This window comes from Amycolatopsis sp. NPDC043887 (assembly GCF_056435665.1).
On sequence record NZ_JBWKEB010000007.1, the window covers coordinates 275,641 to 290,802 of the forward strand.

The window sequence follows — 15,162 nt, forward strand, 5'->3', positions numbered from 1 at the left end:
GGCGTGTGACCGCAAGCCTGAACCGGATCCGCGCCTTCCTGGCGGACCGCGAGCCGCCGACACCGTGCCTGGTCGTCGACACCGACCTGGTCGCGGAGCGTGCGGCCGCGGTCTCGGCGGCTTTCCCGGACGCGCTGATCCGCTACGCGGTCAAGGCGAATCCGGCTCCCGAGGTACTCGACGCCGTGGCGTCGACCGGCGCGGGCTTCGACGTGGCGGGCACGGCGGAGATCGAGCTGTGCCTGTCCCGGGGCGCGCGGGCGGCGGACCTGGCCTACGGCAACACGATCAAGAAACCGGCGGACATCGCCTTCGCTCACGAGCGCGGGGTCTGTGAATTCACCACGGATTCCGCCGGTGATCTGGCGAACCTTGCCGAGCACGCGCCCGGTTCGCTGGTCTCGGTCCGCCTCCTGACCGGCGGCCCGGACTCGGTCACGCCGTTCGGCCACAAGTTCGGGTGCGAGCCCGCGGTGGCCGCGGTCTTGGTCCGCCAGGCCGCGGAAGCCGGACTGCGGCCGGGGATCGCGTTCCACGTCGGCTCGCAGCAGCCGGATCCGGCCGCCTGGGAGATCGGGATCGCGACCGCGGCAAAGGTCGCCGCCGACGCGGGCGTCGTACTGGAGCGGCTCAACATCGGCGGCGGGTTCGCCACCGAGCATCGGGAACCCGTGCCGTCGCTGACGGACTACGCCGCGGTGATCCACGCCGCACGCCGGGAGCATCTGCCGGAGCCGGAGTTGCTGCTGGAACCCGGTCGCGTGATCGTCGGCGACGCCGGGCTCATCAGGACCGAGGTCGTCCTGGTGACGACTCGCGCCGCCGCCGACGAACGCCGCTGGGTCTACCTCGACGTCGGCAGGTACAACGGAATGGCGGAGTGCGAGAACGAAGCCGTCGCGTATCGGCTGGAGGCCGTCGGCGTCAAGGGACCGCAAGGACCGGTGGTCCTCGCCGGGCCGACCTGCGATGGTGACGACGTGCTCTACCAGCGGACGCCATGTGCCCTGCCGATGTCGTTGAAGGCCGGCGACCGGCTGGACATCCCGGGCACCGGGGCGTACACCGCCAGCTATTCGTCCGTCGCGTTCAACGGAATCGAGCCGTTGCGTACCTATTGTGTGGGGAGGTTCGCCGATGCCGGGTGAAGTACCACTCGTCGGCCGGTTCGCCGGCCGCCACGTACTCGCGGAGTTCGAGGGGATCGAGCCGTCGTTGCTCGACGATGCCGTGCTCCTCAAGAAGACGCTCGCCGAAGCGGTGACCGAGGCGGGCGCGACGGTCTGCGAAGTCGTGTCGCACTCCTTCGCCCCGCAAGGGGTCACCGTGCTCGCGCTGCTGGCGGAATCGCACGCGTCGGTGCACACCTATCCGGAGATCGGCTCGGTGTTCGTGGACGTGTTCACCTGCGGGGACCGGGCGGATCCGGAACGCGCGGTCACACTGCTGGCGAAGATGCTGGGCGCCGGTACCGTCCGGATGTCCATCGTGGAACGAGGAGAGAACTGATGGCGCAGCGAGTGATCGTCGAGCCGATGGGCGCGGGGCTCACCCGGAACTGGGACGTCGAGGAGGTCCTGTTCGAGGGCCGCACCGCGTTCCAGAACGTCCTCATCGGACGGACCGCGCAAGGGATCTCCTTGTTCTGCGACGACGAACGGCAGAGCACCGAACTGAGTCAGCTCGTATACCACGAGGCGCTGATGATCCCCTCGCTGCTGCTCGCAGAACGCGTCGAGCGGGTACTGATCATCGGGTCCAGCGAAGGGGTCGCCTCCGAACTCGCGGTCGCCGCGGGCGCAGAGGTGGTCGATCACGTCGACATCGACGCCGAAGCGGTGCGGGCCTGCGCCGAGCATCTTCCCTACGGCTACACGCTCGACGATCTGGCCCGTGCCGAACGCGGGGAGGGGAAGATCCGGATCCACTACCGCGACGGCTGGGAGTTCCTCGCCGACGCGCGTGAGCGCGGGGATTCCTACGACGTGGTCGTGATCGACCTGCCGGACGAGAACGACGATCCGGAGGCGCAGCACAACCGGTTGTACGGTGCCGACTTCCTCGCCCGGTGCACGGCGTCGCTCACCGACGGCGGAGTGGTCGGGTGTCAGGCGGGTTGCCCGACGTTGTGGCGCAACCAGACGTTGAGCACGTCGTGGCGCCGGTTCAGCGAGTCTTTCGGTACCGTTCTCTACTACGGTTCGGACGAGCACGAGTGGGCGTTCCTGAGCGGCAGGGCCGACGCGCTCGAAGAGCCTGGCGCGCTCGTCGCGGAAAAGCTCGGCAAGGCGGGCATCGGGGAGTCCACTTTGGACGAAGAGGCGTTGAGGGCGAATGCAGTACCGCCGTTTTCCCTGCGGCGGTACTGAGAACCCCGCCCGTCGTTATCCAGCCGAGATCAACGGTCGTCGCCGTGTGTGACGCCGTCGGAACAGGATCCTCCATCTGGTCGTTGCCGGTGATCGCGGTGAAGGCCAGAATCGCTCGGGTGAACAGCTGGCGAACGGACCGGGAGCCCGCGGTCTGTGCCGCCTTCGCGAGTTTGACCGCGAGTGTCACGGAAGACCTCGGGCCGGACCGGGTGGTGGACACCTTGTCCAGCGAATGCACGCGACTGCTGCCGATCGATTCCACCGAGGTCTTCCTGCCGGGTCTCGAACTCGAACGCCATCCCTCGGCGGTGGCGGAAGGGCCCGCGCGAGAGTCGTTCGAAACCGGGAACGACATCGCCGTCCGCGACCTTTCCGCGGAGGCTTCGCGCTGGCCGGGTTACGCCGCCAGAATGGCGGGGAAGGGTTATGCCGCGGTTTCCGCGCTGCCGTTGCGGACGGCGGACGAAACCGTCGGCGCGATCGCCTTCCTCAGTGCCGAAACCGCGGTCCTGAGTGCCGAAGACCGCCGTCTTGGCCGGGCGCTCGCCGACGTCGCGACGTTGTGCCTCCTGCGCCAGCGGGAATTGCGCCACTACCGGACCCTTTCGGAGCAGTTGCAGACCGCGCTCGAAAGCCGGGTCGTCATCGAACAGGCGAAAGGCATGCTCGCCGAACGCGCCGGTGTCGATGTCGGCACCGCCTTCAAGCGCTTGCGTTCCCTCGCCCGCGGTACGAACAGGAAGCTGTCGGAAGTCGCGCGCGGCGTCGTCGAAGGCACACTGGACGCCCGTGAACTCCGGTCGCGAGGCCGGTGACGGCTGCCGGGAAACGGCAAGCGTGGGCTGGTAGGGCCGTTGGTCACCGGAACCGGGGACTTGTCCCGGACAACGCGCGACCGTGCGGCCCTAGGGCGCGAGGTCGTCATCGGAAAGGCTTCACGCACCAGAAGGGTGCGGTGAGGTCATGGCGTCGCTGGGAGGTCTGCGCGGGAGGAGCCGGTCGGTGCGGCCGAGCCTGCTTCCGTTGCTGGAGTTCAGGTCCGCGGCACTGACACTGCGGTCCGGGTACGGGCTGGCGTCCACCGGATCAGGGACGGTTTGCTTCGTCGCGGAGGGCCGTCCGGGCCAGGGGACGGAGGCGGAGATCGTCGCCGGGCTCGCCGGGGACTCCGTCCGTCGTAACGTGGTCAATCACGACGCGCTCGGGCGGACGATCGTGCGCTGCTGGCGGGAGAACGGCGACCTGGGCTGGTTGCTCGACGACCTCGCCGACGTCAACGAGCGGTTGGCTCAGGCCGGGTTCGCGCCCTGGCTGCTGCACACGACGGTCGACTTCGCCGAGCTGCGGGACATGCGCCATCCCAAGCTGACCATGGTCTATCGCCGGGAGCGCGGCACTTTCTATCCGTACGCGCCTCGTGGGACCCAGGGCCGGGACAGGGCTATGGAACTGAGGATCCGCTCGTCGCTGAGCCGGATCGTGCCGATGGAGTCCGACATCGGCCGGTGGCGCCCGGTGTGACGGGCGCCTGCCCGGTCAGCCGGGTGCGCCGCTGAGCCAGCCGCGCAGCCGCTGGACGCGCCGGTCCCGCGGGGTCCACCCCGGGAGACGGCGCCGCGACGGCGTGGCCAGGGCCGCGCCGTCGAGATGCCGGATGGCGGTGAGCACGTCGTCGAGCAGCGAAGCGTGCGTTTCGGGTTCGGCCACGACCCTCGGCAGCCGCCCGCCGGCCGCGACCCGCGCCCGGCGGGCGACCGCGTGCGTGCCGGGATGGCGGCGGGTCTCGCAGATCCTCGTGGTCACGTCCCGGTCACCCTTCCCGTGCTCTCGGTCCGGCAGTCGACGCGTACGACGATGAGCCACCGAGGGCCGTTCCGGTCAGCGCCGAAGGTTGTGCCATCGAGGGCACAAAGACCTCACCGCGGTCGCCGGACGGGTACAACGGGTCACGGGTTGGCCTCGAAACGACGGCGGGACCGGAGGCAGTGGGAAGATGCGCCGGTCTCCAGCCGGACCACACGTGTGCCTGGGCGGAAGACTCGTGTGTCCGGCCGGATCTCGCGTGCTTGAAGCCGGAAGACACCGTGCGATGCGGTTTCGGGTGTGGTCCGTCTTCGGGCACGCGAATTCGCACCAGGGTGAATGCGGCCATGGGCGGGATTGATTTCCGTGAATCTGCCGGACAATGGTCAGGGCGAGACCACGATCGACGGAGAAGGTGCATGCCGAACCCGACCTCCCCGCAGCCCGTGCCCCCGGAGGCGGCCCCGATCCGGGTGCTGCTCGTCGAGGACCACAAGATGGTGGCCGAAGCGCTGGGCGCGGCCTTCGGGGAATTCCCGGAGATCGACCTGGTGGCGTCGGTGGAGTCCTTGGCGCACGGGATGATCGCGGCGGAAGAGCACCTGCCCGACATCGTGCTGCTCGATCGGCGGCTGCCGGACGGCGACGGGATCGAGGCGATCGCCGGGTTCCGCGCGATCTCGCCGTCGAGCAGGGTGCTGGTGCTCACCGGTGACGCGAACAGCGCCATCGTCGCCAGGATCCTGGAGGTCGGCGGGGCCGGGCTGCTGCTGAAATCCGGTCTCCTCGACGAACTGGTCACGGCGATCCGGACCATCGCGGCGGGCGACGTGGTCATCGACCCCGAACTGCTCAGCGGCGCGCTGGCCATGCTGGGGGCGGGCAGCCCTGGCAGGCTCGGGCCGGTACTCACCCTGAGGGAACGACAGGTGCTCGGGCTGATCGCCGAAGGAGCGGGAACCGACCTGATCGCCGAAGAGCTGCGGCTGGCGCGGAATACCGTGCGGAATCACGTGCAGCGGATTCTGGTGAAGACCGGGACCCATTCGAAACTCGAAGCCGTGGCGCACGCGCGCAAGAATGGCCTCCTCGAACGGCCGTAGCGGGGAGACGTATCCGAGTGCCAAGCTGCACTATGGCCATGCTGCCATCGGAACAGACGCCTGATCACCGCAGCGCTGTGCTCTTCGAGTTGTTCATGCACAGCGTCGTCGACTACGCCATTTACCTGCTGGACGCCGAGGGTCGCGTGATCAGCTGGAATCCGGCGGCGGAGCGGATCAAGGGCTATTCCGAGGACGAGATCCTCGGCCGTCATTTCTCCGTTTTCTACACCGAAAACGACGTCGCCGACGGCAAACCCGCCTCGGAGCTGCTGGTCGCCGCCGAGATGGGGAGTCACGAGGACGAGGGCTGGCGCGTCCGGCGCGGCGGCGAACGGTTCTGGGCCAACACCGTGATCACCGCCTTGCGGAACGCACAAGGCGGCCTCGTCGGTTTCGGCAAAGTCACCCGTGATCTCACCGAACGCCGGAAAACACTGGAGGAAAGGACCGAACGCCGCCAGGCCTTCGCACATTTGGTCCGGGCACAGGAAACCGAACGTCGCCGTATCGCGTGGGATGTTCACGACGATTCCATTCAGTCGATGATAGCCGTCAGCATGCGGTTGCAGATGCTCGCCGCGCAACGGCGGGATCCCGCTTTGAAGCAACTCGACGAAGCGATTCAAGGGGCGATCCGACGATTGCGGATCCTCGTCGCCCAATTGCGGCCGCCCGCGTTGAACGACGAGGACGTGATCGCTTCCGTCCGCGACTACCTCGACGAGGTCGTGGCGGGGTGGGGGCTCGAATGCACACTGCGGCACGATCTCGCCGTCAAGCCGCCGCCCCACCTCGTCGTCACCGCCTTCCGGATCCTGCAGGAGGCGTTGGTGAACGTGCGTAAACACGCGAACGCCACTTCCGTCGCGGTCTCGCTGACCGGTCAGGACGGCGGTCTGCTGGTGACGGTCGCCGACGACGGCGATGGGATGAAACCGGACGGCGAGAACGCGCATGAATCGTTGTCGGGCGAGCACATCGGCATGGCGTCGATGCGTGAACGTGCCGAAGCGGCGCAAGGCTGGTTTCGGATCTCCAGCAGACCCAGCGAAGGTACGTCGGTGACCTTCTGGATTCCGTTGGGCCCTCTCCGCGGGTAGTCAGGACAAGGAGCCATTTCGATGCCGGAACCGGGAAGCAAGCGCGGATCACGAGAGACGGTCCGGGTGGGCGGGGCGATCGACGACCAAGGCTTGCAGCGGCTGCTGGAGGGCCTGAAAGCCGTTCGCGACGGTGATTTCAGCACCCGGCTGCCCCAGGTGGACGACGTCCTGATGGACGAGATGGCGCTCGTCTTCAACGGGATGGTCGATCAGCTGGCGTTGTTCACCTCCGAGGTCACCCGGGTCGCGCGCGAGGTGGGGACCGACGGAAAGCTCGGCGGCCAGGCGGCGGTGCCCTCGGTTTCGGGGACCTGGAAGGACCTCACCGATTCGGTGAACGCGATGGCGGGCAACCTCACCGGCCAGGTCCGCGACATCGCCGAGGTCGCGACGGCGGTGGCGAAGGGTGATCTGTCGCAGAAGATCACCGTGGACGCGCGGGGCGAGATCCTGGAGTTGAAGAACACGATCAACACGATGGTGGATCAGTTGTCGTCGTTCGCCGACGAGGTCACGCGCGTGGCTCGCGAGGTCGGCACCGAGGGGCGGCTGGGTGGTCAGGCGGACGTCAAGGGGGTGTCGGGCACGTGGAAGGGTTTGACCGAGTCGGTCAATGTCATGGCCGACAACCTGACCGATCAGGTGCGGTCCATCGCCCAGGTCGCGACCGCGGTCGCCAGGGGTGATCTGTCGCAGAAGATCATCGTCGAGGCCAAGGGCGAGGTCGCCGCGCTAGCGCAGACGATCAACACGATGGTCGACACGCTGTCGGCCTTCGCGGACGAGGTCACGCGCGTGGCGCGCGAGGTCGGCACCGAGGGCATCCTCGGTGGGCAGGCCAGGGTGCCGAACGTCGCCGGGACCTGGAAGGACCTCACCGACAACGTCAACTCGATGGCGAACAACCTCACCGGCCAGGTCCGCAACATCGCCCAGGTGACCACCGCGGTCGCGCAGGGCGACCTGTCCCGCAAGATCGACGTCGACGCCCGCGGCGAGATCCTGGAGCTCAAGACCACCATCAACACGATGGTCGACCAGCTCTCCGCGTTCGCCGCGGAGGTCACCCGCGTCGCGCGCGAGGTCGGCAGTGAGGGGCGGCTCGGCGGCCAGGCCGAGGTCGAAGGCGTTTCGGGCACCTGGAAGCGGCTGACGGAGAACGTCAACGAGCTGGCGGGCAACCTGACCCGCCAGGTCAGGGCGATCGCCGAGGTCACCAGCGCGGTGGCCACCGGCGACCTCACCCGGTCGATCTCCGTCGAGGCGCAGGGCGAGGTCGCGGAGCTGAAGGACAACATCAACGCGATGGTCCAGTCGCTGCGCGAGACCACGCGGGCGAACGAGGAACAGGACTGGCTCAACAGCAACCTGGCGCGGATCTCCGGCCTGATGCAGGGGCACCGGGATCTGCGGGTGGTGGCCACGCTCATCATGAACGAGCTGACCCCGCTGGTCGGCGCCCAGCACGGGACGCTGTTCCTCACCGAATCCGGTGAACACGGCACCCGGCTGCGGCTCATCACCAGCTACGGGCACAGCGAGGACCCGGACACGCCCTCGGAGTTCGCGATGGGGCAGTCGTTGATCGGCCAGGCCGCGCAGACCAAGAAACCGATCGTGGTCGACCGGACGCCACCGGGTTTCGTGAAGGTCTCGTCGAGCCTCGGCTCCGCCCCGCCGGTCACCCTGATCGTGCTGCCGATCGTCTTCGAGGACCAGGTGCTCGGCGTCATCGAACTGGCCACGTTCGGCCAATTCACCGCCGTCCGCAAGGATTTCCTCGAACAACTGATGGAGACCATCGGGGTCAACGTCAACACGATCATCGCCAACGCTCGGACCGACTCGCTGCTGGAGGAGTCCCAGCGGCTCGCCGAGGAGCTCCAGGCCCGCTCGGAGGAACTCCAAGCGCAGCAGGCGAAGCTCCAGGTCTCCAACGCGGAACTGGAGGAGAAGGCCGAACTCCTCGCGCGGCAGAACCGCGACATCGAGGTGAAGAACTTCGAAATCGAGCAGGCGCGCCAGGAGATCGAGGAACGCGCGCAGCAGCTCGCGCTGGCTTCGAAGTACAAGTCTGAGTTCCTGGCGAACATGTCGCACGAGCTCCGTACGCCGTTGACCAGCCTGCTGATCCTCGCCGGCGTCCTCTCGCAGAACACGACCCAGAACCTGACGCCCAAACAGGTCGAGTTCGCCAAGGTGATCCAGTCCGCGGGCACCGACCTGCTGCAGCTGATCAACGACATCCTCGACCTGTCGAAGGTCGAGGCTGGCAAGATGGACATCCACCACGAGCCGTTCCCGCTGCGCCAGCTGCTCGACTACGTTGGCACCACCTTCCTTCCGCTGACCGCGGAGAAGGGGCTCGACTTCCAGGTCACCGTTGAACCCAACGTGCCCGAACTGCTCTTCACCGACGAGCAACGGCTGCGGCAGGTGCTGCGGAACCTGCTGTCGAACGCGGTCAAGTTCACCGAAGACGGCAGCGTCGAACTGCGGGTCAAACTGGTCGACACCGTCGTTTCGCCGTCGGGGGCGCTCCCGCACGAATCACTGGTGGCCTTCAGCGTCATCGACACCGGGATCGGGATCGCCGAGGAGAACCTCGAATCGATCTTCGGGGCCTTCCAGCAGGCCGACGGCACAACCAGCCGCAAGTACGGCGGCACCGGGCTCGGCCTGTCGATCAGCCGTGAGGTCGCGTACCTGCTCGGCGGTGAGATCCGGGCGGACAGTGCGCTGGGGACGGGCAGCACGTTCACGCTCTACCTGCCGGTGGCCAGGTTCGCCGCGCCCGCGAGCCTCGACGAGTCCACTGTGGACAAAGTCGGCGCGGAGCGGCGGGTCCTGGTCGTGGAGGGCGAGCGGAACAGCCTGCTGACCCTGCTCGCTCGCGGTGTCGCGGCCGACGTCGCGGACAGCCACGGCTCGGTCCAGGTACGGGCGGTGGCCGATCCGGTGGAGGCGTACGAGGAGGTGAAGCGCGAGAGCTACCGGTGCGTCGTGCTCGACACCAGCATTCCCGGAACGAGCGCGCTGACGTTCCTCAAACGGCTCGCCGAGGGGCCGGACCCCGTCGAGGTCCCGGTGCTGGCGTACGCGACCCGCAAGCTCAGCGCGGCGCAGGAGCGATTGCTGCACGGGCACGCGAAGGTGCATCCGGTCGAGCTGTTGCCGTCGCTGGACATGCTGCGGGAACGCATCATGCTGCACATCTCGGCCAGCGAACTCGAAGGCATCCTGCCGCTGATGCAGCAGCCGGAGGTGACGGTGCCGTCGCCGGACGACCAGCCGCCCGGCCTGCCTGCCGGCTCGCCGCGGTTGCAGGGGCGCAAGGTCCTGCTCGTCGACGACGACCCCCGCAACGTGTACGCGATCTCGGGGATGCTCGAACTGCACGGACTGTCGGTCGTGCACGCGCCCAACGGCCGCAAGGGCATCGAGGAACTGCTGGCCGACGACGACATCGACCTGATCCTGATGGACGTGATGATGCCGGAGATGGACGGCCACGCGACGACCGCGGCGATCCGCGAGATGCCGAAGTTCGCCGGTCTGCCGATCATCACGGTGACCGCGAAAGCGATGGAAGGGGACCGAGAGAAGAGCCTCGCCGCCGGGGCGAGTGATTACGTCACCAAACCCGTGAACGCCGAGGAACTGCTGGCTTGCATGGAACGCTGGCTCGCGGACTGAGTGTCTGTTGGTGAACCCGCGTCCGCGATCGCGCCGGCAGGGCGCGATCTGGTCTTACCTCTCACGTTGGCGACAGAGGCGCCCTGCCACCGCGATAGCGAGGCCTTCGGCCGAGGCGGGGTCACGCGTTATGTCCCTTTCGCGAGGCACGTCGCAGCTCCGCCAACAGGCTCTCAGCGGCGGGCTACTCGGTCCCGTTGGCGCTGCTCGCGCAGACGCGGCGGATGGCCGCGACGATCTCCGTGTTGGGGCTGCCCTTCACGAGGTATTCGGTGACGCCCGCGGACGCCATCTGGGCGATGGACCGGGTGTCGCTGTGCGCGGAGAACGCCATCAGCCGCGTATGGGGCACCCGGCGCCGGATCTCCCGCGCCATCCACGCGCCGCCTCCGCCGGGGATCCGTACGTCCAGCAGGGCGACCTCCGGGGCCAGCAACTCCGCGAGCGCGACCGCTTCACCGGCGTCGAGCGCGACGCCGACCACCTCGATGTCAGGTTCGGATTCCAAGAGGGCGCGCAGGGCGTCGCCGATGACCGGGTTGTCGTCCGCTACGAGCACCCGGAGTCTGGGGGGCGGCGTTCGGTTCATCACCCGATCCGAGCCCGCGCGGTCTGCGGCTCCGGTGGTGGTCGCGGGCCCCCCGCCGAACTGGGCGTGACTCAGCAAGAGATCCGGCGGTCACCTTCGCTGGGCTGCTCGATGAGCGTCCTGGCGACGTCGTGGATCTTCATGTTGTTGTTGCGGCAGAACGAGCGCAGCAGTTCGAACGCCGCGTCGATGTCGATCTGGTAACGCTCGGCGAGGATTCCCTTCGCCTGTTCGATGGGAAGCCGGTGGTCGAGCGCGTACTGGAGTTGCTCGGCGCGGGCCCGGTAGAAGCGGATGCGGTTGCGCATGGCCACGAGGTCGTCGGCCGGGTCGGGAGACCCGGCCGCGGGGGCCGGCGAAGACGTGATCTCGGACATGAGGTGATCGTCGCAGCGGCCGGATTGCTCCGGAAGAACAGAACGTCCTGACTCGAATGATGCAAATGAACCTGGTCCGGTCGGCGGCAGCCACTCGAACGGGCGCCGAACAGGGCCCTTTGGCCTGTCGCAGTGACCGGCCGTGCGCCGTACGCTCTCATCCGAGGAGGGAAGCCGTGGAGGTCGGAATGCTCCGGGTGTTTCTGGTCGACGATCACGAGGTGGTCCGTCGAGGGGTCGCGGACATGTTCGAGGAGGACTCCGACCTGTGCGTCGTCGGGCAGGCCGCCACGTTTTCCCAAGCGCTGGCGAGGATTCCGGCTCTGCGGCCGGATGTCGCCGTGCTCGACGTGCGGCTGCCGGACGGCAACGGCGTCGAACTAGCCAGGGAACTGCGCTCCAAGATGCCCGAGCTGAAATGCCTGATGCTCACGTCCTACACCGACGAGCAAGCGATGCTGGACGCGATAATGGCGGGCGCGAGTGGGTACGTCATCAAGGACATCCGGGGGATGGACCTGGTGGCGGCGGTCAAGGAGGTCGGCCTCGGCCGGTCGTTGCTGGACACGCGGGCCGCCGCGACGCTGATGGCGAAGTTCCGCGACGACGCCGCCAAGAAGGGACCGCTCGCCGGGCTTTCCGACCAGGAACGCACCCTGCTGGAACTGATCGGCGAGGGACTGACCAACCGGCAGATCGCCGAGCGGATGTTCCTCGCGGAGAAGACCGTGAAGAACTACGTGTCCCGGCTGCTGACGAAACTCGGGATGCAGCGGCGGACTCAGGCGGCCGTGTTGGCCACGGAACTGCGACGGCAGTGAAGCCTCCGGCCTGGCTCAAGCGGAAATGAGCGTGTCGAGCAGCATGTCCTCCAGCGGGCGCCGGGGCGTCCACGGCAGCGGCGACCCGTAACCGACCCGCAGCAGCACCTGCGGCCACACGCCGCAGCCGAGGAGACGCCGGAGTTCGGCGCGGGCCCCGCGGACCCTGATCGGCGGCGAGATGAACGACACGTCCAGGCCCGCGCAGGTCGCGGTCAGCAGGACCCGTTGCAGTGCCTGGCCGGCTTGCAGCCGGTCGAGCCGTTCGTCGGTCAGGGACCCGATCACCACCACGAGCGGAAGAGGCAGCGTGGTGCTGTGGTCTTCGCCGAATTCGTCGAGGAGCCAGCTTTCGTCGGCGGGGGAGCCCGCCATCGCGTAGGACGGCACCCCGTCGCGAGTGCTCGCGCCCAGGCCGGTCCAGCGGTCGAGTTCGGCGAGGAACGCGGGGTCGGCGAGTTGCTCGCGGCGGGCACGGGCGGTGAGGTCTCGCAGCAGCCGGCACTGTTCGACATCGAAGCTCGACATCCAAGCGTGCTCGAGTTCGGTCGCGTGACGGAGCGCGGTGAGCGTGGTCTTCGGGACGACGTCGGACAGGAACGGCCGCCGGTTGGTCCGTCGGCGGGGGATCGCACGGGCGAGCCGGACGACCTTCGGATCCGGCGTGCGCTCGGCGAGCGGCCGGACGACCGCCAGCAGATCGGGATCGGCGCGGCTCGGCATCAGGGTCGTCGCCGGATGGAAGCCGAGTGCGTGAATCGCCGTCCGGAGCGTGAACAGGGCGGCACCGCACGAGAGAACGATTTCCCGGCCGTCCGGATCAGTGGCGGGCAGGATCCGGCGCGGATCGGCGTGGACTTCGATCCCGGTGCCGGTGCACCGGAAGAGCCACGGCTGCGTGTTGTGCGTCGACGGAGCCAATGTCGCCGACCGGAGCACGGAATTCACCTGTTCGGAGTTCAAGCGTCCGACCCTGGTGACTTGTATGGTCATGGTTTCCCCCGCCGCCGCGCCACGGGCAATAAGGTTGTCTTGTGAGACGGTCCCCGCCTGCGGTACGGGGCCGAAAGAGGAGAAAGTCACCACGGCCGCGACTCGTCCCGATCTTCGGAGGCGCAGCAGGATGTCGGCTCATGACCGGCTGGGCGGAAGCGACGACCGGATCACCGGCGCCCTTTCCCAGCTGCGCGTTCGTGAGGTGCTGCGGGACCTCCAGGACCGCATCGAACGGCTCATCGGCACCCGCGACAAGATGGACGGCCTGCTCGAAGCGGTGCTCGCGGTCGCGTCGGGGCTGGAGCTGGACACGACGCTGCGCCGGATAGTGCAGGCGGCCATCGAACTCGGCGAAGCCACTTACGGCGCGCTCGGGGTGATCGCGGACGACGGATCGCTCGCCGAATTCGTCTATCTCGGCATCGACGGCGAGAAGAAGGAACAGATCGGGCATCTCCCGAAAGGGCACGGGCTGCTGGGTTTCGTCATCGACGAGGCGAAACCGGTGCGGCTGGCCGACATTTCGCGGCATCCCGCGTCGGTCGGGTTCCCGCCTTGCCATCCGCCGATGCGCTCCTTCCTCGGCGTGCCGATCCGGGTGCGCGACGAGGTGTTCGGAAATCTGTACCTCACCGAGAAACGCGGGGAGAGTTTCACCGACGACGACGAGGTGGTCGTCCAGGCACTCGCCGCCGCGGCCGGGATCGCGATCGAGAACGCCCACCTCTACGAGCAGACGCGGATCCGCCAGCGGTGGCAGGCCGCGACCAGTGAGGTGACCACGGAACTGCTGGGCGGAACCGATCCCGTCGACGCGCTCAACCTGATCGCGGGCCGGGCGCTCGAACTCACCGGTTCCGACCTCACCCTGCTGGCGCTGCCCGGTCCCGGACGGCTCGACGTCAGCCCGGACGGGGAGGACGAGGCCGACGAACTCACCATCGCCGTCTGCGCGGGTACGCGGGCGGCGGAGCTGACGGGGACGCGGATCAGCGTCGCCACCTCCTTGCCCGGGGCGGTCTACCGCGACCGGACCCCGCGCAGTGTGCCCGAACTCGTGCTCGGCGACGAGGGGGAGTTGTGCCTCGGCCCGACGCTCGTGGTGCCGCTCCGGGCGCGGGAACGGACGTCCGGCGTGCTGATGGCGGTGCGGAACCCGGGCGCCGTCCCGTTCGAACTCGCCCAGTTGCCCGTGGTGGCCTCGTTCGCCGACCAGGCCGCGCTCGCGCTGCAACTGGCGGCGCGGCAGCGCACGGCCAGGGAACTCGACGTACTCGCCGACCGCGACCGGATCGCCAGGGATCTGCACGACCACGTGATCCAGCGGTTGTTCGCGGTCGGACTCACGATGCAGAGCACCCACCGCCGCGCGGACTCGCCGGAACTGCGGCGGCGGATCGGCGAGAGCATCGACCAGATGCACGAGATCGTGCACGAGATCCGCACGGCGATCTTCGATCTCCACGGCGGCGAGGCAGGCCAGCAGGGAGTGCGGTTGCGGCACCGGCTCTACGACTCGATCGCCGAACTCACCGACGACACCCCGACCCATCCGACGGTCAGCCTGTCCGGGCCGCTCGACTCGATTCCGCTCGCCTTCGCCGAACACGCCGAAGCGGTGGTGCTGGAAACGGTCGGCAACGTGGTCCGGCACGCGCGGGCGAGCGGGGTTTCGGTGAGCGTCGCGGTGAAGGACGACGTCCTGCGGATCGTCGTCACCGACGACGGCACCGGGATCGGCGGTGAGCCCGGCGGGCCCGGCGGGTTGCGGAATCTGCGCGACCGCGCGGAAAGGGCGGGCGGGACGTTCCGGGCGGAGGCGAAAGAAGAGGGCGGAACCAGGGTCGAGTGGTCCGCCCCCTTGCGCTGACCGCGGTCAGTTCGTCGACTGCGTGGTGAGGATCCCGTCCACTTCGACCGAGCGGGCGACGTCGGAGGCGACGGTCTCCAGCAGTTCCGCGGTGAGGTCCGAAAGGGCCCGTGTCACCGCGAGATAGGAGCCGATCTGGGATGCCGAACCGTTTCTCAGCCCGGCCTCCGCGATTCCGACACCGACGAACTCGCCGCCGTCCTCGAGCCGGAGCAACGCTTCCGCGCGCACCCGGTACGGCTCGTGCTGCAGGGAAACGTCGATCGTCCACTTGTCCGTCATCGTCGGCTCCGTTCCGGTCATCGAGACTCCCATCGCCGCCGTTCGTGGCACAGGGTCCTAAGTCCTCGCTCCCGGGAATCGGGGGCGAAAGTCCTCGGAATTCGTGACCGGCGGCCGCTGCGGTCGCCGGGTACCCCGGCCGAAGGT

General features: G+C 68.3%; 15 protein-coding genes. 10 read left to right on the forward strand and 5 right to left on the reverse strand.

The features are described from left to right. Positions 1-5: 5 nt before the first annotated feature. The 5 genes from AC069H_RS20570 (at position 6) to pspAB (ending at position 3,893) form a co-directional block, all read left to right on the forward strand. Positions 6-1,148: a type III PLP-dependent enzyme gene (locus AC069H_RS20570; RefSeq protein ID WP_478233441.1), complete on the forward strand. Its 1,143-nt coding sequence runs from the start codon at positions 6-8 to the stop codon at positions 1,146-1,148. Beyond that, on the forward strand, positions 1,138-1,509 hold the full coding sequence (gene speD, locus AC069H_RS20575; RefSeq protein ID WP_478233442.1) for an adenosylmethionine decarboxylase: 372 nt from the start codon (positions 1,138-1,140) through the stop codon (positions 1,507-1,509). The genes AC069H_RS20570 and speD overlap by 11 nt, the downstream gene beginning before the upstream one ends. Next, positions 1,509-2,369 (forward strand): spermidine synthase, encoded by an 861-nt coding sequence (locus AC069H_RS20580; protein ID WP_478233443.1) that lies wholly within the window; start codon positions 1,509-1,511, stop codon positions 2,367-2,369. The genes speD and AC069H_RS20580 overlap by 1 nt, the downstream gene beginning before the upstream one ends. A 119-nt stretch (positions 2,370-2,488) precedes the next feature. Next, the gene (locus AC069H_RS20585; RefSeq protein ID WP_478226026.1) at positions 2,489-3,187 is read left to right on the forward strand and encodes a GAF and ANTAR domain-containing protein; all 699 of its coding nucleotides are present in this window, start codon (positions 2,489-2,491) and stop codon (positions 3,185-3,187) included. 148 nt (positions 3,188-3,335) lie between these two features. After that, the gene (gene pspAB, locus AC069H_RS20590) at positions 3,336-3,893 is read left to right on the forward strand and encodes a PspA-associated protein PspAB (protein ID WP_478226027.1); all 558 of its coding nucleotides are present in this window, start codon (positions 3,336-3,338) and stop codon (positions 3,891-3,893) included. Positions 3,894-3,908: 15 nt separating this feature from the next. On the opposite strand, the gene AC069H_RS20595 is transcribed toward pspAB, so the two are convergent. Next, positions 3,909-4,175, reverse strand: a complete 267-nt coding sequence (locus AC069H_RS20595; protein ID WP_478233444.1) for a hypothetical protein — start codon at positions 4,173-4,175, stop codon at positions 3,909-3,911. Between the two features lie 419 nt (positions 4,176-4,594). Here AC069H_RS20595 and AC069H_RS20600 point away from each other — a divergent pair, with 419 nt between their 5' ends. Genes AC069H_RS20600 through AC069H_RS20610 form a run of 3 tightly spaced genes read left to right on the forward strand, consistent with a single transcriptional unit; the run spans position 4,595 to position 10,080 of the window. Further along, positions 4,595-5,278, forward strand: coding sequence for a response regulator (locus tag AC069H_RS20600; protein ID WP_478233445.1), 684 nt, complete (start codon positions 4,595-4,597; stop codon positions 5,276-5,278). 32 nt (positions 5,279-5,310) lie between these two features. Then, a complete protein-coding gene (locus AC069H_RS20605; RefSeq protein WP_478233446.1) occupies positions 5,311-6,381 on the forward strand; it encodes a PAS domain-containing sensor histidine kinase in 1,071 nt (356 codons plus the stop codon). A 21-nt stretch (positions 6,382-6,402) separates the two neighbouring features. After that, a complete protein-coding gene (locus tag AC069H_RS20610; protein ID WP_478233447.1) occupies positions 6,403-10,080 on the forward strand; it encodes a HAMP domain-containing protein in 3,678 nt (1,225 codons plus the stop codon). A 184-nt stretch (positions 10,081-10,264) separates the two neighbouring features. Here AC069H_RS20610 and AC069H_RS20615 read toward each other — a convergent pair whose 3' ends face one another. Together AC069H_RS20615 and AC069H_RS20620 are read right to left on the reverse strand one after the other, a co-directional pair. Continuing rightward, a complete protein-coding gene (locus AC069H_RS20615; RefSeq protein ID WP_478233448.1) occupies positions 10,265-10,639 on the reverse strand; it encodes a response regulator in 375 nt (124 codons plus the stop codon). Positions 10,640-10,740: 101 nt separating this feature from the next. After that, positions 10,741-11,046: an ANTAR domain-containing protein gene (locus tag AC069H_RS20620; RefSeq protein WP_478226033.1), complete on the reverse strand. Its 306-nt coding sequence runs from the start codon at positions 11,044-11,046 to the stop codon at positions 10,741-10,743. A 188-nt stretch (positions 11,047-11,234) separates the two neighbouring features. On the opposite strand from AC069H_RS20620, the gene AC069H_RS20625 reads away from it, so the two are divergent. Continuing rightward, positions 11,235-11,867: a response regulator gene (locus AC069H_RS20625; protein ID WP_478226034.1), complete on the forward strand. Its 633-nt coding sequence runs from the start codon at positions 11,235-11,237 to the stop codon at positions 11,865-11,867. A 15-nt stretch (positions 11,868-11,882) separates the two neighbouring features. On the opposite strand, the gene AC069H_RS20630 is transcribed toward AC069H_RS20625, so the two are convergent. Further along, entirely contained in the window at positions 11,883-12,830 is a 948-nt protein-coding gene (locus tag AC069H_RS20630; protein ID WP_478233449.1) for an Acg family FMN-binding oxidoreductase, read from the reverse strand. Positions 12,831-12,990: 160 nt separating this feature from the next. Between AC069H_RS20630 and AC069H_RS20635 the strand changes: the two genes are divergently transcribed. Then, on the forward strand, positions 12,991-14,733 hold the full coding sequence (locus tag AC069H_RS20635) for a GAF domain-containing sensor histidine kinase (RefSeq protein WP_478233450.1): 1,743 nt from the start codon (positions 12,991-12,993) through the stop codon (positions 14,731-14,733). Between the two features lie 6 nt (positions 14,734-14,739). Here the strand turns inward: AC069H_RS20635 and AC069H_RS20640 are convergent, their stop codons facing one another. Further along, positions 14,740-15,036 carry a dsRBD fold-containing protein gene (locus AC069H_RS20640; RefSeq protein WP_478226037.1) on the reverse strand — a complete coding sequence of 99 codons (297 nt, stop codon included), beginning with the start codon at positions 15,034-15,036 and terminating at the stop codon, positions 14,740-14,742. Positions 15,037-15,162 lie beyond the last annotated feature (126 nt).